General features: G+C 40.9%; 29 protein-coding genes. 9 read left to right on the top strand and 20 right to left on the bottom strand.

Going from position 1 to position 25,814, the window contains the following annotated elements; genetic code table 11:
* The first annotated feature begins 466 nt into the window (after window positions 1-466).
* Complete coding sequence (locus tag H5158_RS19290) at window positions 467-946, top strand: RNA-binding protein (protein WP_145242807.1); 480 nt, start codon at window positions 467-469, stop codon at window positions 944-946.
* Here the strand turns inward: H5158_RS19290 and murI are convergent.
* On the bottom strand, window positions 909-1,724 hold the full coding sequence (gene murI, locus H5158_RS19285; protein ID WP_182740668.1) for a glutamate racemase: 816 nt from the start codon (window positions 1,722-1,724) through the stop codon (window positions 909-911). The genes H5158_RS19290 and murI overlap by 38 nt on opposite strands.
* 63 nt (window positions 1,725-1,787) lie before the next feature.
* A complete protein-coding gene (locus H5158_RS19280; protein ID WP_149983391.1) occupies window positions 1,788-2,909 on the bottom strand; it encodes a DUF5610 domain-containing protein in 1,122 nt (373 codons plus the stop codon).
* Between the two features lie 476 nt (window positions 2,910-3,385).
* Between H5158_RS19280 and trmA the strand changes: the two genes are divergently transcribed.
* A complete protein-coding gene (gene trmA / locus H5158_RS19275; protein WP_182740667.1) occupies window positions 3,386-4,486 on the top strand; it encodes a tRNA (uridine(54)-C5)-methyltransferase TrmA in 1,101 nt (366 codons plus the stop codon).
* A 5-nt stretch (window positions 4,487-4,491) separates the two neighbouring features.
* Here the strand turns inward: trmA and H5158_RS19270 are convergent, their stop codons facing one another.
* The 5 genes from H5158_RS19270 to ccoG all read right to left on the bottom strand — a co-directional run bounded on the left by H5158_RS19270 (window position 4,492) and on the right by ccoG (window position 8,805).
* The gene (locus H5158_RS19270; RefSeq protein ID WP_145242799.1) at window positions 4,492-4,941 is read right to left on the bottom strand and encodes a DUF523 domain-containing protein; all 450 of its coding nucleotides are present in this window, start codon (window positions 4,939-4,941) and stop codon (window positions 4,492-4,494) included.
* Window positions 4,942-5,006: 65 nt separating this feature from the next.
* Window positions 5,007-5,645: a thiol:disulfide interchange protein DsbA/DsbL gene (locus tag H5158_RS19265; RefSeq protein WP_182740666.1), complete on the bottom strand. Its 639-nt coding sequence runs from the start codon at window positions 5,643-5,645 to the stop codon at window positions 5,007-5,009.
* Window positions 5,646-5,679: 34 nt separating this feature from the next.
* Entirely contained in the window at window positions 5,680-6,303 is a 624-nt protein-coding gene (locus H5158_RS19260; protein ID WP_182740665.1) for a thiol:disulfide interchange protein DsbA/DsbL, read from the bottom strand.
* A 29-nt stretch (window positions 6,304-6,332) separates the two neighbouring features.
* Window positions 6,333-7,310, bottom strand: a complete 978-nt coding sequence (locus H5158_RS19255; protein WP_149983388.1) for a serine/threonine protein kinase — start codon at window positions 7,308-7,310, stop codon at window positions 6,333-6,335.
* A 64-nt stretch (window positions 7,311-7,374) separates the two neighbouring features.
* Window positions 7,375-8,805 carry a cytochrome c oxidase accessory protein CcoG gene (gene ccoG / locus H5158_RS19250; RefSeq protein WP_182740664.1) on the bottom strand — a complete coding sequence of 477 codons (1,431 nt, stop codon included), beginning with the start codon at window positions 8,803-8,805 and terminating at the stop codon, window positions 7,375-7,377.
* 291 nt (window positions 8,806-9,096) lie between these two features.
* On the opposite strand from ccoG, the gene H5158_RS19245 reads away from it, so the two are divergent.
* A complete protein-coding gene (locus tag H5158_RS19245; protein ID WP_145242788.1) occupies window positions 9,097-9,456 on the top strand; it encodes a hypothetical protein in 360 nt (119 codons plus the stop codon).
* Window positions 9,456-9,659 carry a hypothetical protein gene (locus H5158_RS19240; protein WP_182719490.1) on the top strand — a complete coding sequence of 68 codons (204 nt, stop codon included), beginning with the start codon at window positions 9,456-9,458 and terminating at the stop codon, window positions 9,657-9,659. The genes H5158_RS19245 and H5158_RS19240 overlap by 1 nt, the downstream gene beginning before the upstream one ends.
* A 2-nt stretch (window positions 9,660-9,661) precedes the next feature.
* Here H5158_RS19240 and H5158_RS19235 read toward each other — a convergent pair whose 3' ends face one another.
* The 13 genes from H5158_RS19235 to gspC all read right to left on the bottom strand — a co-directional run bounded on the left by H5158_RS19235 (window position 9,662) and on the right by gspC (window position 21,688).
* Window positions 9,662-10,282, bottom strand: coding sequence for a UPF0149 family protein (locus H5158_RS19235; protein ID WP_182740663.1), 621 nt, complete (start codon window positions 10,280-10,282; stop codon window positions 9,662-9,664).
* Window positions 10,283-10,300: 18 nt separating this feature from the next.
* Window positions 10,301-11,059 carry a type II secretion system protein N gene (locus H5158_RS19230; RefSeq protein ID WP_182719492.1) on the bottom strand — a complete coding sequence of 253 codons (759 nt, stop codon included), beginning with the start codon at window positions 11,057-11,059 and terminating at the stop codon, window positions 10,301-10,303.
* A gap of 3 nt (window positions 11,060-11,062) precedes the next feature.
* The gene (gspM, locus tag H5158_RS19225; protein WP_182719493.1) at window positions 11,063-11,536 is read right to left on the bottom strand and encodes a type II secretion system protein GspM; all 474 of its coding nucleotides are present in this window, start codon (window positions 11,534-11,536) and stop codon (window positions 11,063-11,065) included.
* On the bottom strand, window positions 11,533-12,741 hold the full coding sequence (gspL, locus tag H5158_RS19220; protein WP_149983383.1) for a type II secretion system protein GspL: 1,209 nt from the start codon (window positions 12,739-12,741) through the stop codon (window positions 11,533-11,535). Before gspL ends, gspM begins: the two co-directional genes overlap by 4 nt.
* Entirely contained in the window at window positions 12,738-13,727 is a 990-nt protein-coding gene (gene gspK, locus H5158_RS19215; protein ID WP_145242776.1) for a type II secretion system minor pseudopilin GspK, read from the bottom strand. Before gspK ends, gspL begins: the two co-directional genes overlap by 4 nt.
* Window positions 13,717-14,340 carry a type II secretion system minor pseudopilin GspJ gene (gene gspJ / locus H5158_RS19210; RefSeq protein ID WP_149983381.1) on the bottom strand — a complete coding sequence of 208 codons (624 nt, stop codon included), beginning with the start codon at window positions 14,338-14,340 and terminating at the stop codon, window positions 13,717-13,719. The genes gspK and gspJ overlap by 11 nt, the downstream gene beginning before the upstream one ends.
* Entirely contained in the window at window positions 14,341-14,718 is a 378-nt protein-coding gene (gene gspI / locus H5158_RS19205; RefSeq protein ID WP_145242773.1) for a type II secretion system minor pseudopilin GspI, read from the bottom strand. It lies immediately after the preceding gene.
* Complete coding sequence (locus H5158_RS19200; RefSeq protein ID WP_404936406.1) at window positions 14,718-15,317, bottom strand: prepilin-type N-terminal cleavage/methylation domain-containing protein; 600 nt, start codon at window positions 15,315-15,317, stop codon at window positions 14,718-14,720. Before H5158_RS19200 ends, gspI begins: the two co-directional genes overlap by 1 nt.
* Window positions 15,318-15,369: 52 nt before the next feature.
* Window positions 15,370-15,789 (bottom strand): type II secretion system major pseudopilin GspG, encoded by a 420-nt coding sequence (gene gspG / locus H5158_RS19195; RefSeq protein WP_145242768.1) that lies wholly within the window; start codon window positions 15,787-15,789, stop codon window positions 15,370-15,372.
* Between the two features lie 74 nt (window positions 15,790-15,863).
* Entirely contained in the window at window positions 15,864-17,099 is a 1,236-nt protein-coding gene (gspF, locus tag H5158_RS19190) for a type II secretion system inner membrane protein GspF (protein ID WP_145242766.1), read from the bottom strand.
* 2 nt (window positions 17,100-17,101) lie between these two features.
* Window positions 17,102-18,661: a type II secretion system ATPase GspE gene (gspE, locus tag H5158_RS19185; protein WP_145242764.1), complete on the bottom strand. Its 1,560-nt coding sequence runs from the start codon at window positions 18,659-18,661 to the stop codon at window positions 17,102-17,104.
* Entirely contained in the window at window positions 18,654-20,717 is a 2,064-nt protein-coding gene (gspD, locus tag H5158_RS19180; protein WP_182740661.1) for a type II secretion system secretin GspD, read from the bottom strand. The genes gspE and gspD overlap by 8 nt, the downstream gene beginning before the upstream one ends.
* 23 nt (window positions 20,718-20,740) lie before the next feature.
* Entirely contained in the window at window positions 20,741-21,688 is a 948-nt protein-coding gene (gene gspC / locus H5158_RS19175) for a type II secretion system protein GspC (protein WP_182719498.1), read from the bottom strand.
* A gap of 205 nt (window positions 21,689-21,893) precedes the next feature.
* Here gspC and hslR point away from each other — a divergent pair, with 205 nt between their 5' ends.
* The 5 genes from hslR to H5158_RS23770 all read left to right on the top strand — a co-directional run.
* Window positions 21,894-22,316: a ribosome-associated heat shock protein Hsp15 gene (gene hslR / locus H5158_RS19170; protein WP_404676548.1), complete on the top strand. Its 423-nt coding sequence runs from the start codon at window positions 21,894-21,896 to the stop codon at window positions 22,314-22,316.
* Between the two features lie 12 nt (window positions 22,317-22,328).
* The gene (gene hslO / locus H5158_RS19165) at window positions 22,329-23,174 is read left to right on the top strand and encodes an Hsp33 family molecular chaperone HslO (protein ID WP_149983376.1); all 846 of its coding nucleotides are present in this window, start codon (window positions 22,329-22,331) and stop codon (window positions 23,172-23,174) included.
* 265 nt (window positions 23,175-23,439) lie between these two features.
* Window positions 23,440-24,978 (top strand): phosphoenolpyruvate carboxykinase, encoded by a 1,539-nt coding sequence (locus H5158_RS19160; RefSeq protein WP_182740660.1) that lies wholly within the window; start codon window positions 23,440-23,442, stop codon window positions 24,976-24,978.
* A 269-nt stretch (window positions 24,979-25,247) separates the two neighbouring features.
* Window positions 25,248-25,424: a hypothetical protein gene (locus H5158_RS19155; RefSeq protein ID WP_182719499.1), complete on the top strand. Its 177-nt coding sequence runs from the start codon at window positions 25,248-25,250 to the stop codon at window positions 25,422-25,424.
* 274 nt (window positions 25,425-25,698) lie between these two features.
* Window positions 25,699-25,814 (top strand): winged helix-turn-helix domain-containing protein (locus H5158_RS23770; RefSeq protein WP_220491369.1); only part of this gene is annotated, 116 nt, incomplete at its 3' end.

Below are 25,814 nucleotides of genomic sequence, written 5' to 3'. Positions count from 1 at the left end.
TAAGCTCGGCTGTTAGAACTCAATCTGTACGAGTGCCCACACAGATGATTGCTTTATATTGTTAAAGAACGTTGCGACATTGTCGCTAGGGATGCGTATAATACATCCTTTATTTTTCGAGTCAACACTTAGCTTTAAACTTTCTTGCGAATATTTAAAACCTAAGTTTTATTTAACTCTCTGAGTTGTTCGTGCCTCGCTATGCGTTGGCGTTTCCCGTCTCAGTGGGGTCGCATTATAGGGAGATCCAAAAACAGATCAACACTTTTTTTCAATCTTTTGACTGTTCGCTCAAAAAGCATGCAAAACGCTTTAAAAGAACACTCAATCGATGCTTTTTCGAGTCTTTTTTGATGTAAATTAAATTATTTCACATAAATATCATTGCTATGTTCATTTATCGCGTTAAGATAGCAAGTTCACAATGTTAAATTAATGTTTATTTCCTGTTTATTGGTAGATCAAAATGAAATTACCCGATCAAAAATCTCTTATCTCTTCAGTTATCCTTGCTGTTATTGGTTTCGTTATAGTTAATTTTGCGCTTTCGAGCCTACAATTAAGTCCTGCACTGTTATTTGGTGCTGGTTTATTAATTGGTGGTGTAGTTATAGCTGCAATGTCATCTGGCGATGTAGAAGAAGCCGAAGTAAAAACAAAAACACTTTATGTGGGCAATCTTCCTTATCGTGCAAATGAAGGTGTAGTTCGCGCTTTATTTGAAGAACAAGGTAAAGTGTTTAATGTACGCCTATTAAAGGATAAAAATACTGGCAAACGTCGTGGCTTTGGCTTTGTTGAAATGGCAGAGCTAGATGCTGATAATGCTATTGCAAAATTAAACGATAGCGAGTTCCAACAACGTACATTGAAAGTTCGTGAAGCAAAACAAAAACAAGATGATGAATCTAACTCTTTTCGTTCTGAGTCGGATCAATCAGCGTAACTAGCTCCACCGGTTGCTTATCAACATAAATAGAAGCCGTTGCGTAATAACGTAGCGGCTTTTTCTTGCCTGTACAATTAACATCAAGCTCATCACTGCAAGCTATATTATGCTCTTTGAGTATTGCACACACCCGTTTGGCTATTGCTACGCCGGAATCAAGTAATAATACAGTGCTGTTAAAATACTCATTCAAACCTTTTGCTAAAATTGGGAAATGCGTACAACCTAACACGACTACATCCACTCTATTATCAATAGCGAGACTATCGAGCTCTGCAACTAGTTTGTCCTGGATAATCTTTTTACTTTGATATGTTTGTTCCGCCAACGTTACAAGTTCAACACTAGCATATAAATGTACTGTGACAGCTTGACCATGCTGGCTTATCAACTGTTGTGTATAACTACTTTGTATTGTTGCTGGTGTGGCCAATAAGGCAATATGCTGTGACTTAGATAATAAAGCGGCGGGTTTAATTGCAGGTACTACACCGACGATCGGTATCGTGGTTAATTCGCGAAGTGCGCTCAGTGCTGAAGTAGATGCGGTATTACAAGCAATAACTAACACATCAACGTGTAATTGTTGTGTTTCTATAAAAATTAATAATCCGCTGAGGCGCTGAATTATGGTTTGTTGACTCAGCTTTCCATAAGGTAGGTAGGCGTTATCCATAAAATAACTATAACGGCCATCAGGTATGTATTGCTGAATATGCTTCAGCACTGTGGTACCACCAATGCCCGAATCAAAAACCATGATATGAGGTGACAAACAACTCGCTCCTTATAATAACTAAGCTGAGCAGTTTGCCACGCGGTATACTGAAAATAAAGCTTATGCTTCACTCTCTAGTGCTGCTGAGCGCAATTTATTCATTTGCTCAAACATTGATTTTGTATAGTCGACTAATTTGCCTATTTCCTCTTGGTCTTGATTTAACCATTGTAAAATGCCTGACAGTTCATTTTGCAAACCAAGATCACCCGCTTTATTAAAGGCATTTTTTAGATCGTCATTAAATGGAGCTATTTTTTCAGCCACAGCTTTCTCTGGTGTTGGTTTATTCTCTTCATAGCCTTTTATTGCTGCATACGTTTTAGTTTGCTTTAAGTCCATTGAAAACGCGACTAGCTGTTCGTTGCCTAAGTTGAGCTCTTGTGCTTGTTCAAAGGCTTGTTCCAAATCACCACCAAAAAATGTTTTACTAACATTTTGCAAGTCTTCCATCATTGCATTAATAGCCTTTTGTTCATCTTCGTTTAAGTCACCATTTACTGACATGCTAAATGATAACTCCCGCGATTGTGATGATGCACTGGCATAGCCTTCATTTTGACCATTACGCTGATAACTACTGGCTGATTGCTGTTTAAATGCATCAGCAAAACTAATACTCACCTCGTCACCTTCTGCAGTGGTGAAGTTATACTGAGCATTATTACTTAAACTTAAATACTGTGCTTGAGTAACACTGACAGAATCCGGTTTAGGGTTAAATAAATCCTCTTCAAACTCATCCAGGCCATTAAAAATACCTTCTTTGGATTTTTCTATGCCCTGCTCAATTTCGTCGTTTAGAATACCGGTATCTTTTAATTCACCATAAGCATCATCAATACCTGTTTGCACACCTTTGCGTGCATCACTAAGCATACCTTTGAGTTTTTCATTATCGGCTCCATTGACTTGCGCTTTCTTAACGGCACCAGTTACAAAGTCCAAAACGTTTTTGACGATTTCTTCAAAATCAAATAGTGGCTTGTCTTTTTTCTCTTCCGCGACAGGTAAGCCTAAGGCCTCAGCCATTTTGTCACCTAACACTTTTGCTGCTAATTCTTTACCACGTTGCTGGTAACTATCTTGAGGCGACTGTATTGTAGGTTGCTGTAATGCAGCTTTGTTACTGTATTTATTGACGTTGTTGTTTGGAACAAAGCCAAAGTTGCCAATTTTCATGATCCGACTCCTATTTTTGCTTACTTAAGTATCGGCCCAAAAATAAATAACTAAAGTAAAATGTACAAAAAAACAGCATTTGCTATTACTCAAAATTAGGGCCTGTTGACCTTTAAGGATTAAAATTTGTTCAACCTCGGGGCGATTTAATCGCGGCGCGAGATTTGTAACCTAGTGGGCTAAGTAAAAATTGAGCAAAGCTTCCGCGTCCTGCTCACGCCCCTTACTTACATCCATGTAAGTAACAAAGAGTTAATCGCCCCTAGGCAGAACCCTTCGGGCAGCGCGCGTTTGGCATTTATGCTACGTTATCGCCTATTTATGGGGAATAACCACACTACATAGGCTCTGCCTTGCCTAAAAACCAAACGCACAGCTGCAAAATTAACCTAGAAAGATAAACAGACCCTAGACAAATAATCCCTGCCCCCTACAATAGCGCCGATAAACAGCATAATGAAATAAGGTAGTAGGTAATGGCGGTTATAAAGATCGATACAACAGGATACGACGCACAGTTAAATGAAAAAGAGCAACGTATCATTGCGCAATTCCAACGCTTTGGTGTTGAACAATTAGAAGTCTTTACCTCTGAGCCAATTCATTACCGTCAACGCGCTGAATTTAGAGTATGGCACGATGGCGATGAGTTATTCCACATTATGTTTGATCAAGCCACCAAAGACAAAATCAGAGTCGATGTGTTTGACCCTGCAGCGCCGCTAATTGGGGAAGTAATGCAGGCAATGATCGATAATCTTAAAGGCTGTGAAGTCTTGCGTCGTAAATTATTCCAAATAGATTATCTTTCTAGTTTAAGCGGTGAGATTTTAGTGAGTCTGCTTTATCACAAACCACTCGACGAAGAATGGCTAGCAGCTATCAAGTCACTAAAAGAATCATTGAGTGAGCGCTTTAAAATTGATTTTATTGGGCGTGCTCGCAAACAAAAAGAAGTACTCGGTGATGATTTTGTTACTGAGCGTTTAACAGTTAATGGCCAGCAACTTATTTACCAACAAGTTGAAAACAGCTTTACGCAGCCAAATGCTAAAGTAAACATTAAGATGCTGGAGTGGGCACAAGACTTATGTAAACCACTAAAAAATGATTTACTAGAGCTCTATTGTGGTAACGGTAACTTTTCAATTGCCTTAGCTGGTTCGTTTAATCGTGTATTAGCAACCGAAATTTCTAAATCGTCAGTACACTCAGCGCAGTATAATATTGCTAAAAATAACGTAACTAACTTAGATATCATTCGTATGTCGAGCGAAGAGTTTACTCAAGCTATGAAAGGCGAACGAACCTTCTCACGTTTAGAAGGGATTGACTTAAGCAGCTATGATTGTCAGACCATTTTAGTTGATCCGCCGCGCGCAGGCATGGATACACTAACATGTGATTTGGTGGCTAACTACGAGAGTATTATTTATATCTCATGTAACCCTGATACGCTTGAGCGTGATTTAGAGCACCTAACTCGCACTCATGAAGTTAAACGGTTTGCGATTTTTGACCAATTTCCATATACCCACCACATTGAATCAGGGGTATTTTTACAACGTAAATTGTAAAGTATCTATGCCAGTGCTTTTACTAGCGCTGGCATTTGCTGCTCACTAAAGACTTTAATACCATTCTTTTCTAATAGCGAAGCCGTTAATCCCATTCCAACCACCTTAATACCACTGTGCGAGCCATCGTAAATTGTATTACGACCACAAGAAGGACTTGATTCCTTTAATAGCGCAAAACGAATATTGTACTGTTGGCAAAGGCGTAATGCTTGTTTTGCACCTAGCTGAAATTCCGGTGTCACATCATCACCAGTATTGGTAATCACTTTACCGTTGACGATTTCAGCAGGATCTCTAGGAGTGGATAAACCACCAGCAATCTCAGGACAAAAAGCGACTATACGTTCCTGCTGCTGCCATGCGATAAGCTGAGGATGGAGTAACTGTTGTCCGCTACCATCGTAGCGCACGGGAGCACCAAGTAAGCAACTTGAAACCAGTATTTTATGCATTTCTTACCACCTGCAACAAAAAAGCTCCGCGTACGGAGCTTTTTTACAATAAACACTAAACCGCTCTATTTAGCAGCTAAGTAATTAATTAGATCAGCCATACTTTTAGCATCTTTAATACCTGAATCACCACCAACAATAACACGGTACTTACCGTTTACAATAAAGGTAGGCACACCTTTCAAAGCACCCTTTTGTTTAAAATATTCTTGATCACGCTTCATTTTGGATACCTTGGTTCTTACTGTAAAGCTGTTGTAAAACTTATCAAAATCATCAGCAGCTACACCTTGAGCAACAAAGATATCTTTCATATCAGCAAGCTCATTGGTGTTTGCTCGCTTGCCATGGATATGGTTGAAAATAGCGCTAATTAGTGCATCTTGTTGTGGTAATACAGTTGCCGTAGCGTAAGCTTGTGCTAACATCGTTTGAATTTCTGGGTTACGCGGACCCGAAAAGTCAACATGGCTTTTCTTAAAAGTAATACCTTCATTTAGTAGCGGCTTTAATTCAGCAACAATTGATTCAAAAACATTACAGTGTGGGCAGTAAAATGAGAAGAATTCTTTAACTTCTGGCTTTTTAGTTGCGCGTGCATCAATCGTTTCATAATGCGTCCCTTCGTCATATTGAATCGCGGCGGCGTTTGTAGCAAACCCAAGCGTCAACGCTATTAGTCCTGCTTTAACTAATTTGATCATCGGTAAAAACTCCAAAAATTATTGTTTTAATAGCTTATTGTTGTAATAAAAAGGCAACTAACTCATCAAGCTGCTCTTGGCTCTTGATGGTATTGATATTGATTTTGTATTTATCATTAACGATAAACGTTGGTACACCGGTTAAGGCTCCCATTTGTGAAAACTTATTTTGCTTGTCTTGCATGGCTTTTTCCGCCGCAATCACTGGCATGCTGGCAATATCTTTATCAAAGGTATCGTTATCAATACCATTTACTGCAAGTAATGCTTTAACGTCTTTAATGTTATTGAGTGGAGCACGTTTTATATGAATGCTGTCAAACATTTGATCTGCAACTTGCGCACCTTTGTTATGCTGTTTAGCGATGATATACGCATAGCTCAAATTACTTTGCACTTCTGGCGCTAAACCACCTAAAAAGTTGACATGGTTTTTTACAAACTCAGTACCTGCAGGCAAGCTTTTTTCCATTGCTTTAGCTACAGCTTCAAACTTAAAACAGTGCGGACAATAAAATGAAAAGAACTCTGTTACTTGTGAGGTTTTACTTTTTTCAATTTTTAGTACGTCATAGTGCTCACCAGCTTTAAAATCTGCGGCCATCGCAGCAAAAGGTAAACATAGCAGTAGTAAACTCAATTTTAGTTTTTTAAGCATTGGACTCTCGTTTCAGATATTTTTAATAATTAGTTAGGCAGCAACTTCAGCGGCGGCTCTTGAAGTGCAGAATACTGCTCTTTCAGCGCTAAAATTTGTTGCTCCCAGTATTTGTCATCAGCAAACCATGAAAAGTTCCGCGGAAATGCCGGATCTTCCCAACGTTTAGCTAGCCACCCCATATAATGAATCATACGCATTGCGCGTAATGGTTCAATTAATTTGAGTTGAGTGTGATCAAAATCACAAAATTCTTCATAGGCAGCCACTAAGGTATCTAACTGTAACAGTTGATTGTTTCGATCGCCACTGAGCATCATCCATAAATCTTGAATCGCAGGCCCTTGACGACTATCGTCCAAATCAACAAACATCAACGCATCACCGGCCCACAGAATATTACCGGCATGGCAATCACCATGTAAACGTATAGTATCCACCTGCTGGTAAAGCGATTTCGTTTTAGCGATCACCATATCTAAAATAGTATAAAACGCAGTAGTTAAACTGCTAGGCACCAGATTACTGTTTTGTAACTGAATTTTAGCTGTATCTAGATACTCGTCACACCCTATGACCGGACGTTCGCTAAAAACATTCGCTTTAGCTGCTTGATGCATCCGACCAATCAAGCGTCCTAACACATCTAACTGATCAAGATTATCAACTTCAAAGATGCGCCCCCCGACACTTGGGAACAAAGTAAATAGATAACCATTATGCTCAAATAAGCTTTCGCCATTACGCTGTATCGGCGCAACTACAGGCACTTCAGCATCAGCCAATTCAAATGCAAAGCTATGCTCTTCGAGTATTTGTGCCTTACTCCAGCGCTCGGGACGATAAAATTTCACCACATAACGTAGGCCATCTTCAGCTTTGAATTGATAGACACGGTTTTCGTAACTATTCAGTGCTAATAAGCCAGACTCTGCGTAAATACCAATACTTTCGACCGCATCTAAAATCGAATCTGGGGTGAGGTCAACAAAACTAAATTTACTCATAATTCTCATCAATTATAAAAAAAGCGGGAAAATCCCGCTTTTTATTTGTTATCAGTGTACTTAACTATCGCGCTTTAAAGAAGTTACTCGGCTGCGAAATTTGTGAACTTGGATTGTCCACTGGCGATAATACAAAATTAAACTCGGTCATCGGCGCTTTCAAATCATACGGATCCATCACCAATGATAATGGCACGTTGTGCGATTCGCCCGCTTGCACGGTAAAAGTTTGCTTACCTATGTACTTAAAGTTCTCCAGTCCTGCCACCTTAATATTAAAGGTTTGCTCGTATTGTGCTTTGTTGATCACTTTAAGTGTGTAGGTATTTTCGACAAGCCCATTAAAATCGACTCGATAGAGTTGATTTCGATCGCGAATAATATCTAAGTCCATTGGCTTACGCATTACAATATTCGTTACCAGCGCTGCGCTGAGCACCACTAATATAACAATATAACCAATAATCTTAGCGCGCAGAGGATTGGTTTTATTCTCTGGCGTTTCTAGGTTACGCTCAGTGGTATATGAGATAAGCCCGCGCGGATAATTCATCTTATCCATTACTCCGTCGCAGGCATCGATACAGGCGCCACAGTTAATGCATTCAGCTTGCAGGCCATTGCGAATATCGATCCCTGTTGGGCATACTTGTACGCACAAATTACAGTCAATACAGTCACCTAAGCTAAGCTCTTCTCGATCTTGTTTACGACTACGTGGCCCACGATTTTCACCACGTTTTTCATCGTAGCTTACTGTGAAGGTATCTTTATCAAACATTGCAGATTGAAAGCGCGAATACGGGCAGATATGCAAGCACATAATTTCGCGCATCCAACCAGCATTACCATAAGTACATACAGTAAATACGATAATGCTAACCAGCGCATAGCCACCTACATCAAAAGTAACAAAATCCGGTAACAGCTGACGAATAGGTGTGAAATAACCAACAAAGGTCAGTGCGGTGTATAAAGAAAAAGCTATCCAACCTGTATGCTTGGCTGTCTTACGCCAAAATTTATCAAAGTCCATTGGTCGCTGATCAAGCTTCTTACGTTGATTCGCTGTCCCTTCGAACTTTTCTTCAAACCAAATAAAAATAAACGTCCAGACTGTTTGCGGGCACGTATAGCCACACCAAACCCGACCGTAAAAGGTGGTCACTAAGAATAACGCGAATGCAGCAAGCATCAGAATAAAAGCAAGAATAGTAAAATCTTGTGGCCATAGAGTTAGCCCAAAAATGTTATATTTTTGACCAATGAGGTCAAATAACACAGCTTGTTGGTCATTAAAGTTTATCCATGGCAGCGCCATGAACGCCAACATACCAAGAAAACCAATGCGCTGTCTTAATAGTTGATGTAACCCTTTAACCGCACGTACATAAATGCGATTGCGGGGATTAAATCTATCCTGTTGAGCATAGAGATCGGGCTTTTCGATCTTGACCTCACTAGGAATATTTTTTACTTTTATTTGCTTGTCCATCGAAGTTCCTCAACGCCGCTTGGAGAATGAAAGTCAAACAATCATATAACGCTATTTAGATAGCTAACAACTAAGCTTACATTTAAAAATAGTGCAAACTGAACTACTGTGCTGTAAAAGTTCAGAGATTTCTGAAAAATCTAATTGTTCTCTGTCATTATACCAACTCTCCTCAAAAAAGCTGATATTCATTGATAATAATTTATTCACCTAACTTGCTTGCTTTACAAAGGGGCATTTTATTACACTGGTGTCTAATTCGTACCCGTTCAGATCAAAGTTTACTCACATATGAAAAAATTCCTTGTACTAGTTGTAGTGATACTTGCGTTATTCACAATTGATCATCCAATGATAAAAGAACCTCGAGAAAAGTTATTAGGAGAAGGTGTAGGGCTATTAAGTAGTGCTAGCAACATTAACCGTGGACCCGCTGCGAGCATGGCAAAAAACCGCATCAAGTCAGAACTAACACTTTCAGAAAGCGAGTTAGAGTATTTAGAAGAAACCATGCAAACTGATGAACAGCTGCAGCTATTCCATACTCGTTACTGCCGCAGTAAAGATCTCAACCTATATTTTTACGAAGATCGTTTAAATACAGTGTGTGACATCGTCTCAACATCATTGGCTGAGCGCAGAGGTAAATAGTGGATTTTTCAGCTTTAACAAAAAAAAGCAGCGCATCGTTTAACCAACATAAAAACCTACTGAAGAAGCTGGCGAAAGGACAAACGGTTAAATGTGAAGTATGCCAAGGCATATTAACGTTAGATTTAAAGACTCAGCAACCCGGCCAAGGGATTGCTAAATGCCCTAAGGGCTGTACTGAAATTGTGTTGGATTTAGCATAATGCTAACTCCAACCATCTTCTTCATCTACGTACAAACCACTTTGCACAGCGATAATTTCTATTAACTCAGCAAATCCTAATGCAAAATCTCCCATTAGTTCATACTGTTGCTGGCATAGTTGTATTTCACTAAGCTGATTTTGCTGGGCAATTGTTGTGATAAGCTGGGGCTCTAAAGCAAAAAAGCCTAAACTGGCGTAAGCGGTTTGCAATGCATCAGTTAAGTCTGTTGTCAGTGCATCAGCTTGCATTAGCTTATCAATATACACCTGTGCTCCCTGAACAAAACCCTGACACCATTGCTGGCATTCATGCAAATCTAGGTAGCTGTCATCTTGATCACTCACCAGTAAACTTACAGGGAGCTTAAAACCTGTTTCATAAACTTGCTCACTGATCTGATGATACAAAGCCATAAATGCAAATAATGTTTGTTCTTCTAGCTGGCCGTGTGTATCTGGCACTATCTGTTCAAGCCACTCGTGTACGTCTAATGGCTCAGGAGAGCAAATAACCGCAAATAAGTAACCTTGGCTCTGCACCAATGTCATGGCGCCATTGCGGCTCGCTAAATACGTACTTAACTGCTGGCCATGTTGCTGTGTAAATTCAGGAATTTGCATAAAACAATTCAGCCTTGTTTAAAAATTTAATGGATAACGGCCATCGCTATCTGCACGGCCTAAAAATTTGGCGGCATCGTGTACTTCTTTTGGTAGTGATGCTTCTGGCTTGATATATCCAGCCACTTTAAAGTCCATGTTTGCTTTTAAGGTTGCATCAGCCGCTAAGCCTAAGCGGTTTTCAGGATCAACTAACACGGCTATATCGCCCGACTTACAGCTTAACTTGCCACTTAATGGACCAACGCTAAACCAGCCAGACAATCCTTGCACATCGATGTTTGCACTGGCGATTTCACCTTTTAATGCATCACAATAAGGCGCTCCTGAGAGATATTCATCTAACTCAACAATTACTCTGCCTTTAGCATTAATAGGTAATGGCAACTGCAAACGCTGCATCGCACGTTCAACACTCAAACGCAATGTAGCATCATTTAATGCAACTACTTGATCAAGCAAACCATAACTAAAGTCACCGCGTCCTGACAGTTCACTGGTCTGTCGCGGATCACCAAACTTTACACTGCCTGTAAGCTGTCCGGTGAATAATGCCCAACCAGAAATATCCCAGTTTAAATTGTTAATCTGTTCATCTTGATAGCGCAGCTGCATGATTCTACCCTGCCAAATGCTACCCGATGCTTTACCTATTTGCAGATCTTTAGGTAGATAAGGATTTGCTAAATTAAGCGCAACTGCAGCTGGCGTTTTTAATAGTGCAAAAAAGATAAAACCGAAGAAAAATATTACTATAAGAATCGCTATTTTTTTCATTCTTTACTTCTCTAATACCAGTCGGCTAACGCGTACGTAGCCTGGTTTATCATCGCGACTGAGATCTAAATTTTCAATCAATACGCCTTTAGTGTTTACCAGTTCATCAAGCCATTCTATGAGCTTATTAAACTGTACCGAGTCGATGGTTAATCTTAATGAATTATCGCTAGGCTGCATTTTGCTTATGGTTATATCGTAGCGAGCGCGGCTAGCATTAACTATTTGACTCAAGTTTTGGTCACTTGTAACAGCACGCGCACTACCCGCTTTGAGTTTAACAATACTGTTATCAACCCACGCTAATAATTCTTGCTGTTTAACTTGGTTTTTTTCAGCTTCAGTTATCGCGTTGTTTAGTGGTCTAAAAATACCCATAACTAAGATAAAAATAACAAAAATAACCCCAGCGACCATCACCAACTGTTGCTCTTGCTCTTTTAAGCCACGCCAATGTTTTAAAAGTTGTTGTTTCATGCAGCACCTCGTAGTTTTATTTCACCGACTACAAAGTCGCCATCATTATTTAATGAGCCTTGGTCTACAGTTAATCCGCGTTGTTCAAGAATTGCTTTAACTTTGCCAAAGGTTTGAAAATCTTTTCCGCGAGCACGAACTCTAAGTTCATTGCGACGTTGATCATAACGCAATGTCTCAGGAGTAAACTCTTGCACTTGGCTAAATACACCCACCAGCTCATTCGTTAAATCTAGGAATCCGGCACTGCTGCCACCCTCTAATTTAGCCAATTCACCCTGAATTTGGTTTTTAATCAAATGCGGACGAACTGTTTTCCCCGGAAAGGCCGTTTGATAGCGCTCAACCACTTGTGTTTTAGCGACTTCAAGCTCACTATTTAACTGATACAATTCAAGACTTTTTACTGCCACAGAGCCAACTAACGCGACACTCGCTGCAATGGCGGCACCTTGCCAATACGCCCACCATAATGCGCTTTTCTTTTTCAGTTGATATTGGCCTTGGCGAAGATTGAATCTTATCTCAGGTAATTGTTTAGCAAATAGCGCCAGCGGCAAATCATAAGCATCGGTATGCGCCGTAAGATTAACCGTTTCTGGAAATTGCGAGGCAGGGCTGTAATGTGCAACATCAGGGTGACCTAAAGCAGTTAAATACTCAGCCAACCAGCTTTGCTCTACAGCACTGATCCGCCATGAGCCTTGCTTACATAGCCATTGGTTATTAAGCTCAATGACGCTTAATCCCTCATGTTCCGCAGTAGGAAGCAATAATGCATCGGGTAACAGTTTGAACACTTCAATTCCATGTTCAGCAAATACAGCTAACCAAGTTTCAAACCATTCTCGGTCAGTCATGGCAACTTTAATGGCGTGCTTGTCACCGACCATAGTAGGCTCAGCAATCGCGATAAATAAGTCATCTACGTCACATGCAATCTCTTCTTCAAGCATATATGGGAGCGCTTGCTCAAGCTTACGATTCCATTTGGTCGGCAGGATTACGGTTTTTAGTTGCACCTGATCACATGGCAGTAATACCACAACTTCACGATTCTGTGCTTTTTCAACTAACTCACTCAGTTGCTCAGCGTTCGGCAATCCGCCACTGGCAATTATTTCTTGTTCTAATGGTGAGTAAATCAGCCAATTAATACTTTCTTGTTGAGTTTGACCCGTGCGGATCAACAGTATTTCTGTCACTGTACGCCTCCAAATTTTCGCGCCAGTATAGTTACTTCGCCATCTTTGGCATGCAGTAATGTGGTCATCGAAAAACGCAGATCGACAAATTTAGCCTGCGCTTGTAGTTTAAAATATTCGCTATTTATGGTGAACAGTTTTTCAACAGACTTAACATTTTGAGCCCCTTGTTGATTCACTTGTTCAAAAAATTCTTCAATATTATTAAAGCCTTCTTCTGGCCGGACTGATAGCACACTTTGCGCACCTGACTCACTCAAACCATCAATCAATGCACTCAATAATAATGCCTGTTCAGGAGCGATTGTATTGACATTAATTGCTAACAATTCGCTACCTGGGATCACGCATACGTATGGCAAGATTTTTTCCATCACTAATGGATTAAACCCTTTAACCAAACGCAGCTCTGAGCTTGATGCAAAAAAACTATTCGCTGTCATATATGGTGATTTACGCGATAAATACTCATCTTCTTCAGCGCCAGAACGATAAGTAATACTATCTTCATCGAGCCAGTCGTAAACACTGTCAGCCATGGCTTCTTCCGACTCTTCTGCTGGTAAGTCCTCAATATTTTCTAATAGCGCTAATAACGCGGTGTGCGCAGGATTGGTTTTATCAGTACTACCCGCTTGTGGCGCTTTAACACGTAATGCATTGAGATTTAAACAAGCCTGTAAGTCCGTGATCTTGCCTTGCAAGGTACCATTATCAACCGGATAAGGAATATCGCCTTGTTGCGCCCAAATTTGTTTTAAAGTGGTTTTTTCAGGGTCATCTTTTTTGCTTTGTAATAACGCTTTAATAGCCAGCTCTTCTGCTGCATAGGCATACCATTTTGCTTGCTGATGACCTTGTATGTTGGTACTTTTTTGAACTTGAACAAGCAAATTAGCACTCATCTCTACGGCTAGAATTGATGCCAAAGCAACAATAAACAAGACAATTATAAGCGCGGCACCATGTTGAGATTTATGGTTCACTTAAACCTCCCGCCTTTCCGTTACCTGGTACTAAAAAAACGCGTCTTATTGGTTCTTCATCAATTTGTTGCAATGTGACCGCCACAGCTTTTGGCAATGCCTTGCCCTGCCACTGCTCTTGCCATTCATTTTTTTCATCTAAAAATTCAAATTTAAGATCTTCGATATCTTTAAGAATAACTTGCACTCGCGGCTCAAGGTTATCGAGTTGATCAACATAAACCCGATATATACGCTCAAGGTTGTCATCAATAACACGATAACCCACTGCTTGTAGCTCTGAGCGCGGTAACAAATTAATTGGGTTTACCCAGCCATCTCGCACAAAGGCAATACCATCATACTGGCTATTAATGGTGTAACGCCCAGCAAGTAGATATTGTTCTTGCACATCACCGGCTTCATTGCGCACGGCACGTTTAGTCATTTGGCTGAAATCTTGATCCATTAACCTAAAGGTCGTTTGCAAACCATTCAATTCTGCAATTTTTTCGTCTGATGCATCTTTCGCTTTGGTGGTCGAATCAAGAATTTGGTGAGTAGCTAACACGACGAATGCTAAAATCCCCAGCGCTACCATCACTTCTAATAGTGTAAAACCGCGCTGCTTCACTTATTTGCTACCTTTATTTAAATAGCTGATGAGCTCATAAACCGAGTGCTCTAACTTTTCATCGCTAAATACATTAATAGTCACTTTTACAAAACTTTTATCTGCTGTCGCTTCGGTATCTTGACGCCAATACCATTCTATACCAGCCATTGTTTCCGTGCCTTTTGCGCCATTTTTGCCTTGCCACTTATCGCCGAGAGTACGCTGTTCAATCATTACATTCTCAGCCACCCAAGAGGCATAGGTTTGCTCTTCAAGGCTTGATAAATGATTAATATGCTCAGCTGTCGCTTGCATGGCGGCAATCCCAGCCATGGCGCAAATACTCAGCGCCACCATAACCTCAAGTAAAGTAAAACCTTTAGACCTGCGATACATTATTCTGGCTCTCTGCGTAAGTTAACCGGTGCGGAAAATTCCCCTTCGATGAAATACACAGGTTCTTTTTCATCTTTTAATTCATAGATAAGTTGAAATGCGCTCACCTCACCAGAAGATAAAATTAGCACTTGCGGGATTTTCATTTTTTGCAATTCGAGTAAGCTATCATCATCACCGCCACTCATTAACTCGCGCCAATTGGATTGCTCGAGTAGATTATCTTGAGCCCATGCGAGATCTTCTAGATTAAGTGTCAACTTAAGACGTTCATCAACAGTCATCGGCGCAAACAGCTTTTCTCGGTCGAAGGTGATCCATTTTTCACCATCAAACACTAAAAACTCTAAGGTATCTTTATCAAGCTGAAAACCTAATTCAAGCTGATTTAAGATTGCAAATTCAGAAGCCATATTAATGGTGGTATGCAGTCTCAGTGCTTGTTTGTCCAATTCATCTTCAACACCGCCATCAAGACTATATACCACCATTTTAGTGGCGAAGGCGATCACCACCAGCACAACCAAAATTTCAATTAAGCTAAAGCCACGCATCGGTGACTTTAGCTTTGCAAGGCGCAACTTAGTCCGACTTAACATCATGCTAAGCTCGGTGCTGGGTATAAAAACGCCTTTATACTAAGATGCATTATTATTTTTCTTCATCCCAGTTACCAATGTCGTCATCAGTACCCACTTCGCCATCGGGTCCCATTGAAAACAAATCAAATTTACCAACTTCACCTGGGCTGATTAACTGGTACGGATTTCCCCATGGATCTTCTGGTAATTTAGAAATAAAGCCACCTTCAGGAAAACGCTTTGGTACTGGCTCTACGCTAGTTTTAGTCACTAACCCTTCAAGGCCTTGCTCAGTGGTTAAGTACGCTTTGTTCTTTAATTTATAAAGACTCATAGCATCTTCAAGCTGCTGAATATCAAGATGCGCTTTATCAAGTGCCGCTTCTTCTTGCTGACCCATAATATTGGGTGCCACGATTGACATGATCATGCCAATGATAACCAGTACCACCATAACTTCGAGTAATGAGAAACCTGCTTGTTTATTCACGTACATACCTCTGTTGTTCTTAATAATTAACTATCGTAACACGGTAAAAATGCATTACGAAATCCCTAAAATAGTTAAAGTCCAATCGCTTTATTCATTGCCATAATAGGTTGTAATATGGCCATTACGATAAACAATACAATAACCGCCATGGACGCTATCATCGCAGGCTCTAAGAGTTTTAGCGAGACATTTACCATGGTTTCAAATTCACGGTCTTGATTGTTTGCAGCACGCTCTAGCATTTGCTCGAGCTCACCTGATTTCTCCCCACTGGCGATCATATGCAGCATCATCGGTGGGAATAATTTTGTTTGTTGTAAGGACGCTCTTAAACTTGCCCCTTCACTAACGCGGGTTGCGGCATCCGCCACTGCTTTTTTAATTTTCTCGTTGATCAATACGCCACCAGAAATACGCATTCCCTCGAGTAACGGCACTGAACTTGATGACAAGATACTCAGTGTACGAGCAAATCTGGCGGTATTAATACTACGAGCAACTTTGCCAATGCCCGGCATCATCAAAATTTTCGAATCATACCAAAAGCGGATCTTAGGCTGTTTTAGCGCATGTTTAACACCAATCACTGTCGCGGTAAATAATACTAAAGTAATGAACCAATAATTTTGCACATAGTTACTAGCAGCCATTACCCATTCAGTCGTCCAAGGTAAAACCTGCTTTGACTTTTCAAATGTCTTCAATATTTTAGGCACTACAGTACCTAGTAATATTGAAACGATACCAATGGCAAATATTACTAATATCACCGGATACACCATCGCTTGTGTGATTTGACTACGCATGTGTTGACGTTGTTCCGTGTAATCGGCTAAACGGTTCAATACAGCATCTAAGTGACCTGATTTTTCACCCGCAGCTACCATAGCGCGGTATAAATTATCAAATACATGTGGAAACTCAGACATGCCATCAGCCAAGGTATAACCTTCAACAACTTTTGAACGCACCGACATTAACATACGCTTCATACGCGGCTTTTCACACTGCTCAGCCACCGCCATTACCGCCCCTTCAACCGGTAACGCCGATTGAATGAGTGTAGCGAGTTGGCGAGTGATCAAAGCGAGATCTGAGGTAGATATTTTCGCTTTAAAAAAGCTGCCAAATGGCGAGCTTTTTTCACCTTTAACTTGTTTATCACCCTCTGCGGCGGGCACAACTTCGAGCGGCGTAAGACCTTGTTCACGTAAAGATTGGCGAATTTGTTTCGCGGTATCCGCTTCTTGAATACCTTTTTTCTCTTTGCCGCGAGCATCGAGCGCGCGATATTCAAATGCTGCCATTGTTAACCTTCCTCACGCGTTACACGTAATACTTCTTCAAGGGTGGTTTTACCGGCTAATACGCGACTACAGCCATCTTGGCGAATACTTGGGGTATGTTTGCGAATGTACTTTTCAACACTTTGCTCACCTTTACCACTGTGAACAAGTTCGCGAACAGTTTCATCAACTACCAGTAATTCATGAATACCGGTACGACCACGGTAACCATTAAAGTTACACTCTTCACAGCCAACGGCTCGGTAAATAGTCGGCGGATTTACAAATGGTACGCCGAGCAATTCACACTCGCGCTCATCTGCAACATGACCTTCTTTACAGCTCTTACATAAAGTTCGCACTAGACGCTGCGATAACACCCCTAACAAAGAAGATGATAGCAAGAAGGGTTCAACCCCCATATCTTCCATACGAGAGATAGCACCTGCTGCGGTATTGGTATGCAATGTCGACATCACTAAGTGACCTGTAAGTGAGGCTTGCACGCCAATTTGTGCGGTTTCAAGGTCACGTATTTCACCAACCATTACTACATCAGGATCTTGACGTAAGATTGCCCGTAAGCCACGGGCAAAGGTCATATCAACTTTAGTATTTACCTGAGTTTGACCAATACCTGGGATTTCATACTCGATTGGATCTTCAACCGTTAAAATATTACGATCGCGAGAGTTAATTTGGCTCATGCCCGCATAAAGCGTGGTACTTTTACCAGAACCAGTTGGACCGGTCACCAAAATAATTCCGTGCGGTTTACTGATCAAATCAGAGAACAATTCACGATTGCGCAGCGTCATACCTAAATCTTCAAGATTTAAACGCGCGTTATTTTTATCAAGTAAACGCAGTACAACCCGCTCACCAAAACTTGATGGCATGGTTGATACCCGAACATCAACGGCACGTCCTGCGATACGCAAACTAATACGACCATCCTGCGGGATACGCTTTTCTGCAATATCGAGTTTCGCCATTACTTTAATACGCGAAACTAGCAATGAAGCGAGTTTACGATTCGGCTTTAACACTTCTTTAAGCACGCCATCAACCCGAAAGCGGATCACTAGCTCTTGCTCAAAGGTTTCGATGTGAATATCTGACGCGCCTTCTTTAATCGCTTCACTGAGCATCGCATTGATCAATTTAATGATTGGTGCATCATCATCTCCGGCAAGCAAATCTTCCGTTTGCGGCATATCTTCAGCCAGTGAAAATAAATCAACTTCGTTACCTATGTCTTCCATCATTTGCTGGGTTTCAGAACTATCGCGTTGATACGATGCCTCTAATAACAACTCAAACTTGTCATCAGCTAAGTGTTCAAGCGTAAAGCCATGCCCAGCAATGCGGCGCACTTCTAACAATGCATCAATGTTAAGCTCACCACGATAGAACACCACCCGGTCATCATTATTTTTACTTAATAACATGCCTGCACGTCGTGCATATGAAAATGGTAGCCGCTTATTAGGCAGTTCAACTAAATCGTTACTGGTCATCAGCTCGCTATTATTTAGCGGCTGTGAGGGCTCTGCGGTGATCTCAGTGATTGCATCAGTCATTATTGCGCTCATCTGTATTTTGCTGTCTTAAGTATTCTTCATACGTTGGCGGTAATACTAATGCATCATTCCACTCAGGTAGGATTGGCACATCGGTTAGAGGCATTAAATCAATACCATCTTCTTTTTGTTTATACTGCTCACCACGGATAAAGTTATATTTGCTGTGGCTCAATTTATTCATTTTAATGCCATCACGGATAATGGTAGGGCGAATAAACACGATTAAATTACGTTTACGCTTGCTGGTGCTGGTTGAGCGGAATAAGTGACCAAGGATAGGAATATCACCTAATATTGGTACCTTTGAGACGCTTTCTTGCACGTCTTCATCAATTAGACCACCAAGCACAACCATGCCGCCATCATCAGCCATAACCGTGGTTTTAATGGCACGTTTATTAATAGATATATCCACCGAAGTAGTACCACTCACGCCAGATACTTCTTGCTCAATGGTTAACTGTACAGCTGAACCATCATTTATTTGTGGCGTTACTTTAAGTTTTACACCCACCTCTTGACGCTCAACAGTTTGAAATGGATTAGAGTTATTAGAACCCGTTTGCGAGCCAGTAATGATCGGCACTTCTTGACCGACAATCATCGATGCTTCTTCGTTATCCATGGTGGTAACCGAAGGCGTAGCAAGAATATTTGAGTTAGTATCAGTAGAGACTGCTTGAATGATCGCGCCCCAATCGTTTTTAACAATCCCCATAGCCAATCCATTGATGCCCCCTAACAACGCACCTAACGGGCCAAGATCACCTTCTACAGTTTTCTTAATAGGAGTAACTACTGCATTGTCAGTGCCTACAACGCTATCAGTAATTGTTTTATCACGAGCTTGCTGAGCAGCTACAGCTAAAGAACCAACAGGAACGGTTGTGCCGTTATTAAACTGCATCATACCGCCTTGCTCTGAAATCCATTGCAGACCAAAGTTAATCCCATCAGCTTCCATTACTTCAACAATGATTGCTTCAACGAGTACTTGGGCACGGCGAATATCAAGCCGTTCAATCACTGACTCCAATGAACGCATAGTGTCAGGTTGAGCAGTAATGACCAATGAGTTTGAATCTGGGTGAGCTTCGATACTGGTTTCGTTTTGGTTGCGGCTACGGGTTTTAGTTGCCCCACCTTGACCTTCTTCACCAAGCGTTTTGCTAACCCCTTGCAACACTTTCACTAAATCTTCAGCGCTAGCGTAATTAAGGTAAATTACTTTAGTGTTGCCTTGGCTTTGTAACTCACCGTCGAGGCGTTTAATTAATTCAATAGCACGCGTTCTTGCTTGGCCTTCGCCACTAACAATCACGCTATTAGTACGGCCATCTGCAACGACTTTAGGGATCAAAAATTCGGGGATACTGCCTTTACCGCTATCTTTGTAAATATTATCAACCACAGATACCACATCATCAGCGGTGGCAAAATTTAGCTTTACAATATCAACCCGCTTATCACCGGCTTGGTCAACTGAGCGAATAATTTCAACAAGTCGGTTTACTGAGGCAGCATGACCGGTCAACATCATGACGTTTGCTGCGTTGAAGTTGGCAACATGACCGCCATCTTTTTGGTCGCTAAACTGACGCACTAATGGACCTAGTTCTTGTACGCTAACATTTTTTACACGTACGACACGAGTGATCATCATATCACCGCGCGCTTGGTCGTCTTCAGTGACTAACGGTACGTTTGATTTTTTAGCATCAGAGCTTTTTTCAATCTTTAATATGCCGTTATCCATTTCAACAGCTGAATAACCGTAAACTTCTAGCACATTTAAAAAGAATTGATAATAAAGTGCTTCGTCCATCAATTCATAGCTGCGTACGTTTACTTTACCACGTACGTTCGGGTCGATAATGACGGTCTTATTCAGATTTTTACCAACGATATTAATAAACTCGTTGATATCGGTCCCTTTAAAGTTTGCAGCATACTCAACGGCAGACACCGATAGAGATAAGCTAGCCACAAAAAAAAGTGTTGCGTACTTAGCTAACCCTTTTCTGATTTTTTTGAGGTGTAGCGCGTGAACCATTATATTAAAACTCCAAAGCTAAGTTATTGCAGGCTAAATTGCACATCAATCTGCTCGCCATCACGGTCAATTGTAATGTTCGCATCGGTACTATTACGCAGCTCATTAATGGCTGACATGGCCTGTTTTAAATCTGTTAATTGATAGCCGTTAATCGATACAGCCAAATCGTTATTTTGTAACCCCATCTGCGTAAATAATGCAGGGTCTTTACCTGGGCTTAAACGGTAGCCAATAAGCTCACCATCCTTCATAGCCTGAGATACTCGAATATAGTCAAATAGTTTACCGGGATCTTTTAACAATTCTTCTCGGGTCTCTATAATTGCTTCTTTTACTTCTTGATTTGCTGTTACATCAATCTGACGGTCACTGTCCATTTGCGGACCTTCATCGAGTTCAGGTTCATCACTTTCACGTTCGGCAAGTACTGGCATTGATACTGTTTTGGTAAAATCCACGCCATCAAGCATTAACGTTTCAAAACGGCCACTGACATCTAAAATTACTCGATCAGGTAATACTTGAGCAAGCTTAGCGCGAGTGCCTTGTACAACATCATCTACTAAATAAGTTGATTGTTGGCCTTGAGACTCAATAATTGCCAAGCCTGTTTGATCATTGCCACTGACTGCAACAATACCAGTTAAATTAATGCTTAATCGAGTTTCTGGCGCATTGTTAATGACTTGAGTTTGTTTGCTTGCTGGTTTTTTAGGCGCTGCGTCGGCTTTACCAAACAAGTTTTGTGCTAAAATTGATTGCGTATTAACCCGTTCAGGTTTACCTGTAACGCTATTAATATAGCTTGGAGAAAGGCTCGAATTAACCGGGGCTGGCCATGTTAGCCAAAATAGTTTCGCTGCTAAAAAGGCAATGTAAACAACGGCTAAAAGCGTTATTGCCCAACTCAATTTAGCGTGGGGTAATTTACTTACTAAATGTTTTAGCTGCTGTAATCGCTGTTCCATAAATGACGTTTCTTATTTTAATTTGCTGTTTCATCGCTGGCCTATAGTACCTTTTCATTTTTCATTCAACAAGCGCACTAATATTAAACTTTGTAAACAAGGTAAATTAACGTTCAAGCTGAGTGTAAAAAACTTCGACTATTTCTTTGTTGGTAAGTTTCATGCTAAATTTTACCTTACAGAGCCGCGCTTTTAATTGAGTATAATTGTGTCAAAAAGTAACACCCGTAATACCACGTCAAAAGATGAAACTATTAGTATCCGTTTAGACAAATGGTTGTGGGCTGCACGCTTTTATAAAACCCGCGCCATCGCACGGGACATGGTGCAAGGTGGCAAAGTACATTATAATGGCCAGCGCACTAAACCTAGTAAAATAGTCGAACTAGATGCCGTGATCAAACTTGCTCAAGGAGTTGACGAAAAAGTTATCACTGTACTTAAATTGCTTGATAAACGCTTAAGTGCCCCCATTGCTCAAACCTTGTATCACGAATCTGATGCAAGTATCGAAAAACGCGAAGCCAATAGCATCGCGCGCAAGAATAATAGCTTTTTTGCTCCTCATCCGGACCGTAAACCAGATAAAAAGCAAAGACGCGAACTTTTAAAAATGAAATCAAGTTAGGTAAAGCCACTCATGCAACAAGATCTACTTCATCGTTATACATTTGATCAACTAGACGTCCGCGGCGAACTCGTACAAATAGAGCAAGCTTATAATGAAATGATTGCCGATCACAATTACCCCGTGCAAGTGCAAGCTTTATTGGGCGAGTTACTGGTCGCAACCTGCCTACTTACAGCTACATTAAAGTTTGAAGGTGATATAGCAGTACAACTGCAAGGTGATGGCCCGGTAAAATATGCGGTTATCAACGGTGATCATCAACAAAATATGCGCGGTATTGCCCGCCTGCAAGGTGAAGTAACAGGCTCAACCATCCAGGAACTAATCGGTAACGGTGTGATGGTACTGACAATCACCCCAACTAAAGGTGAACGTTATCAAGGTATAGTTCCGCTTGAGCATGACACGTTAGCAGCATGTCTTGAAGCCTACTTTGCACAATCAGAGCAACTACAAACACGTCTATGGTTTGCAACTGATACAACACAAGGTCATGCTAAAGCTGCTGGTTTACTACTACAGGTGTTACCTGTAAATAAAGAAAAGTCGATTACTGACTTTACTCACCTTGAAGCACTCAGCAATACGATTAAAGCTGAAGAGTTGTTAGAGCTTGATGCTGCCACTGTGCTTACTCGACTTTATCATGAAGACAATCCGCGTGTTTACGAGCCGCAAGCAATCCAGTTTAAATGTGGTTGTAGTAGAGAAAAAACCATCACTGCGCTCGTTAATATAGGTCAACAAGCTTTATTAGATGACGTTATTGAAAATGGTGAGGTAAAAATTAGCTGCCATTATTGCTTAAAAGATTACGTTTTTAATGAACAAGATGTGAAAAGTATTTTCAACTAATCTAATCGTTCAAAAAACCAACAAAATTCAAACCGCATTTATTGCGGTTTTTTTATGCCAAAAATTGATACCGGTGTCATGAATTGTATTACTTTTATGACACCGGTATCATTGAAATTATTCATGTTTTTTACTAAATATATGTGTTTTTAGGCCTTTGATAAGCTCGAATATCCCTAATCCATCTGTTACTATAATTACAGCTTAAAGGGAAACAAGAACCCCAGAGCTATCCCGTTCAATCTCACACAATTTAGGTATAAACATGACTTCAAGCGCTACTCGTTTTGTCGATCTAACTGCAGCTGAACTTGTCGAACACGCGATCCGTCGTGGCGAAGGGACTTTAGCCGCCAATGGAGCTTTTGTTGCTAACACTGGTCGTCGTACTGGTCGTTCACCACAAGATCGCTTTATTGTTCAAGAATCAAGTACTGAAAATGAAATCCAATGGGGTAATGTAAATCGCCCTTTCGATGCAGATAAATTTGACGCTTTATGGGCACGTGTAGAAGCACATGTGCAGAGCAACGACCACTTCATCTCTCACCTTGAAGTAGGCGCTGATCCTGAGCATTATTTACCTGTTGTTGTTACAACAGAAACTGCATGGCATCATATCTTTGCCAAAAATATGTTTATCGAACCTAAATCTTATAATGCATCTGATTTACCCCAATGGCAGATAATGAATGTACCTTCATTTGTTTGTGACCCAGAACGTGATGGCACTAACAGTGATGGCACAGTAATTATCAACTTTGCACAACGTAAAGTATTGCTTGCAGGTATGCGTTATGCCGGTGAAATGAAAAAATCAATGTTCTCAGTGCAAAACTTCCTACTACCAGCAAAAGGCGTGCTACCAATGCACTGCTCAGCTAACGTAGGTGAAGCTGGCGATACAGCATTATTCTTTGGTCTATCTGGTACCGGTAAAACAACTTTATCCGCCGATCCAACTCGCTTTTTAATCGGTGATGACGAACACGGCTGGGCACCTGGCAGTGTATTCAACATCGAAGGTGGTTGTTATGCTAAGTGTATCGACCTTTCACAAAAGAATGAGCCTGTTATCTGGGATGCAATCCGCTTTGGAACTATCCTAGAGAACGTTGTCCTTGATGACAAAGGCGTTCCTGATTTTCATGATACCAGCCTAACGCAAAATAGCCGCGCAGCTTACCCGCTTGAACACGTTGAAAAACGCAAAGTAGAGAACCGCGCAGGCGAGCCAAAAGCAGTGGTATTCTTAACCTGTGATGTAAGCGGCGTATTACCTCCAGTATCAATTCTTAGCGAAGAAGCGGCAGCGTTTCATTTCCTAAGCGGTTACACAGCAAAAGTTGGCTCTACTGAAATTGGCTCTACCAGCGATATCGAATCAACATTCTCAACCTGTTTTGGTGCACCATTCTTCCCACGTCCAGCGGGTGTATACGCGGAGCTTCTAATGAAGCGTGTACGTGAATTTGGCGCCAAGGTATACCTAGTTAACACTGGTTGGACTGGCGGTCCTTACGGCACAGGTAAGCGTTTTGATATTCCAACTACCCGCGCTGTTGTTGATGCAATCGTATCAGGTAAACTGGCTGGCGTTGAAACTCAACATATTGATGTTTTAAACCTAGACGTACCAGTTGCAGTACCAGGCGTTAACAGCGAGCTACTTAACCCAATCAATACTTGGGAAGATAAAGCTAAATACGCTGAATATGCGGCCAAACTTGCAGCAGACTTCACTGAAAACTTTGCTAAATACGACGTATCTGACGAAATTAAAAATGCAGGACCTAAAGCTTAATAAGCTACTTTAGCCTCATAATTAAAACGCCAACCTCGAGTTGGCGTTTTTGATCTACTAACGTTTATCAAGCCTCTTGCCAATTACCATAGAACGAACTTTCCCATATCGCGACTTTTGCATTCTTGAATTCAAGTATTAAGTGCAATCATTAAGCAAAATTTAGATGGGACTGAAATATGATTGTGAGACAACTAGCCAGCACCTGCCTACTTTGCACTCTCATACAAGCATGTAGCACACCTTCGAATAATGCTTCAGCGAAGTGCATGGAACAGGCTGATTTAGCTTATATTGATAAGTCAAATCATGATGATTTAGGCATAAGCCCTGATTGCTTTGATAATAAAACTGCTGGAAAGCCAAGTAACGTTCCTTCTAACAGTATTCTTGAGTCTGCAATTTTAGAGGCTGTTGTAAGTATCCTTGACAGCTCTACAAATTAGCTCCAAAAATTTAGATACAAAACTAAAAAGCGTTACTCTATGACTAATACCAATCAGCCAAATTATGTGATCTAATTAGCGCACCGATACTTATTTACTTTTACTAAATTGAACTTAGAAGAATCCAAGCAACTTCTAACTACCTTAACAATCGCGTTGCTGCTTGAACAACAAACCGATTAAGGGCCGCCCGGCTATATTAACCTCACTACAACTCGACACACTGTCAGATTATGTAAAACAGTCAGCAAGTTCTTCAGAAGGCGGCAGACTAATGGGGGAAGATATTGCTCAGTATATTTATGACCAGTTCAACATAAGATATCACACCGATCATATTTACAAACTGCTCAAGAAGCGTGGGTTTAGCTGGATCACAAGCCGTTCTAA

Source organism: Pseudoalteromonas sp. SR45-6 (assembly GCF_014163545.1).
Lineage (GTDB): Bacteria > Pseudomonadota > Gammaproteobacteria > Enterobacterales > Alteromonadaceae > Pseudoalteromonas > Pseudoalteromonas rhizosphaerae.
Note: the sequence above shows the minus strand (reverse complement) of the source record. Positions and strands in the feature narration are given on the sequence as shown.

Coding starts and splice junctions, on each gene's coding strand:
- gspI (WP_145242773.1), bottom strand. CDS start 14,718: ATGTATCGCAGGTCTAAAGGTTTTACTTTACTTGAGGTTATGGTGGCG.
- H5158_RS19260 (WP_182740665.1), bottom strand. CDS start 6,303: ATGCTTAAAAAACTAAAATTGAGTTTACTACTGCTATGTTTACCTTTT.
- trmA (WP_182740667.1), top strand. CDS start 3,386: ATGGCGGTTATAAAGATCGATACAACAGGATACGACGCACAGTTAAAT.
- gspF (WP_145242766.1), bottom strand. CDS start 17,099: ATGGCAGCATTTGAATATCGCGCGCTCGATGCTCGCGGCAAAGAGAAA.
- H5158_RS19255 (WP_149983388.1), bottom strand. CDS start 7,310: ATGAGTAAATTTAGTTTTGTTGACCTCACCCCAGATTCGATTTTAGAT.
- H5158_RS19270 (WP_145242799.1), bottom strand. CDS start 4,941: ATGCATAAAATACTGGTTTCAAGTTGCTTACTTGGTGCTCCCGTGCGC.
- H5158_RS19280 (WP_149983391.1), bottom strand. CDS start 2,909: ATGAAAATTGGCAACTTTGGCTTTGTTCCAAACAACAACGTCAATAAA.
- gspE (WP_145242764.1), bottom strand. CDS start 18,661: ATGACTGATGCAATCACTGAGATCACCGCAGAGCCCTCACAGCCGCTA.
- ccoG (WP_182740664.1), bottom strand. CDS start 8,805: ATGGACAAGCAAATAAAAGTAAAAAATATTCCTAGTGAGGTCAAGATC.
- H5158_RS19155 (WP_182719499.1), top strand. CDS start 25,248: ATGGAACAGGCTGATTTAGCTTATATTGATAAGTCAAATCATGATGAT.
- hslO (WP_149983376.1), top strand. CDS start 22,329: ATGCAACAAGATCTACTTCATCGTTATACATTTGATCAACTAGACGTC.
- H5158_RS19230 (WP_182719492.1), bottom strand. CDS start 11,059: ATGAAAAAAATAGCGATTCTTATAGTAATATTTTTCTTCGGTTTTATC.
- H5158_RS19200 (WP_404936406.1), bottom strand. CDS start 15,317: ATGTTAAGTCGGACTAAGTTGCGCCTTGCAAAGCTAAAGTCACCGATG.
- H5158_RS19290 (WP_145242807.1), top strand. CDS start 467: ATGAAATTACCCGATCAAAAATCTCTTATCTCTTCAGTTATCCTTGCT.
- gspM (WP_182719493.1), bottom strand. CDS start 11,536: ATGAAACAACAACTTTTAAAACATTGGCGTGGCTTAAAAGAGCAAGAG.
- H5158_RS19160 (WP_182740660.1), top strand. CDS start 23,440: ATGACTTCAAGCGCTACTCGTTTTGTCGATCTAACTGCAGCTGAACTT.
- H5158_RS19235 (WP_182740663.1), bottom strand. CDS start 10,282: ATGCAAATTCCTGAATTTACACAGCAACATGGCCAGCAGTTAAGTACG.
- gspD (WP_182740661.1), bottom strand. CDS start 20,717: ATGGTTCACGCGCTACACCTCAAAAAAATCAGAAAAGGGTTAGCTAAG.
- gspC (WP_182719498.1), bottom strand. CDS start 21,688: ATGGAACAGCGATTACAGCAGCTAAAACATTTAGTAAGTAAATTACCC.
- H5158_RS19265 (WP_182740666.1), bottom strand. CDS start 5,645: ATGATCAAATTAGTTAAAGCAGGACTAATAGCGTTGACGCTTGGGTTT.
- H5158_RS19245 (WP_145242788.1), top strand. CDS start 9,097: ATGAAAAAATTCCTTGTACTAGTTGTAGTGATACTTGCGTTATTCACA.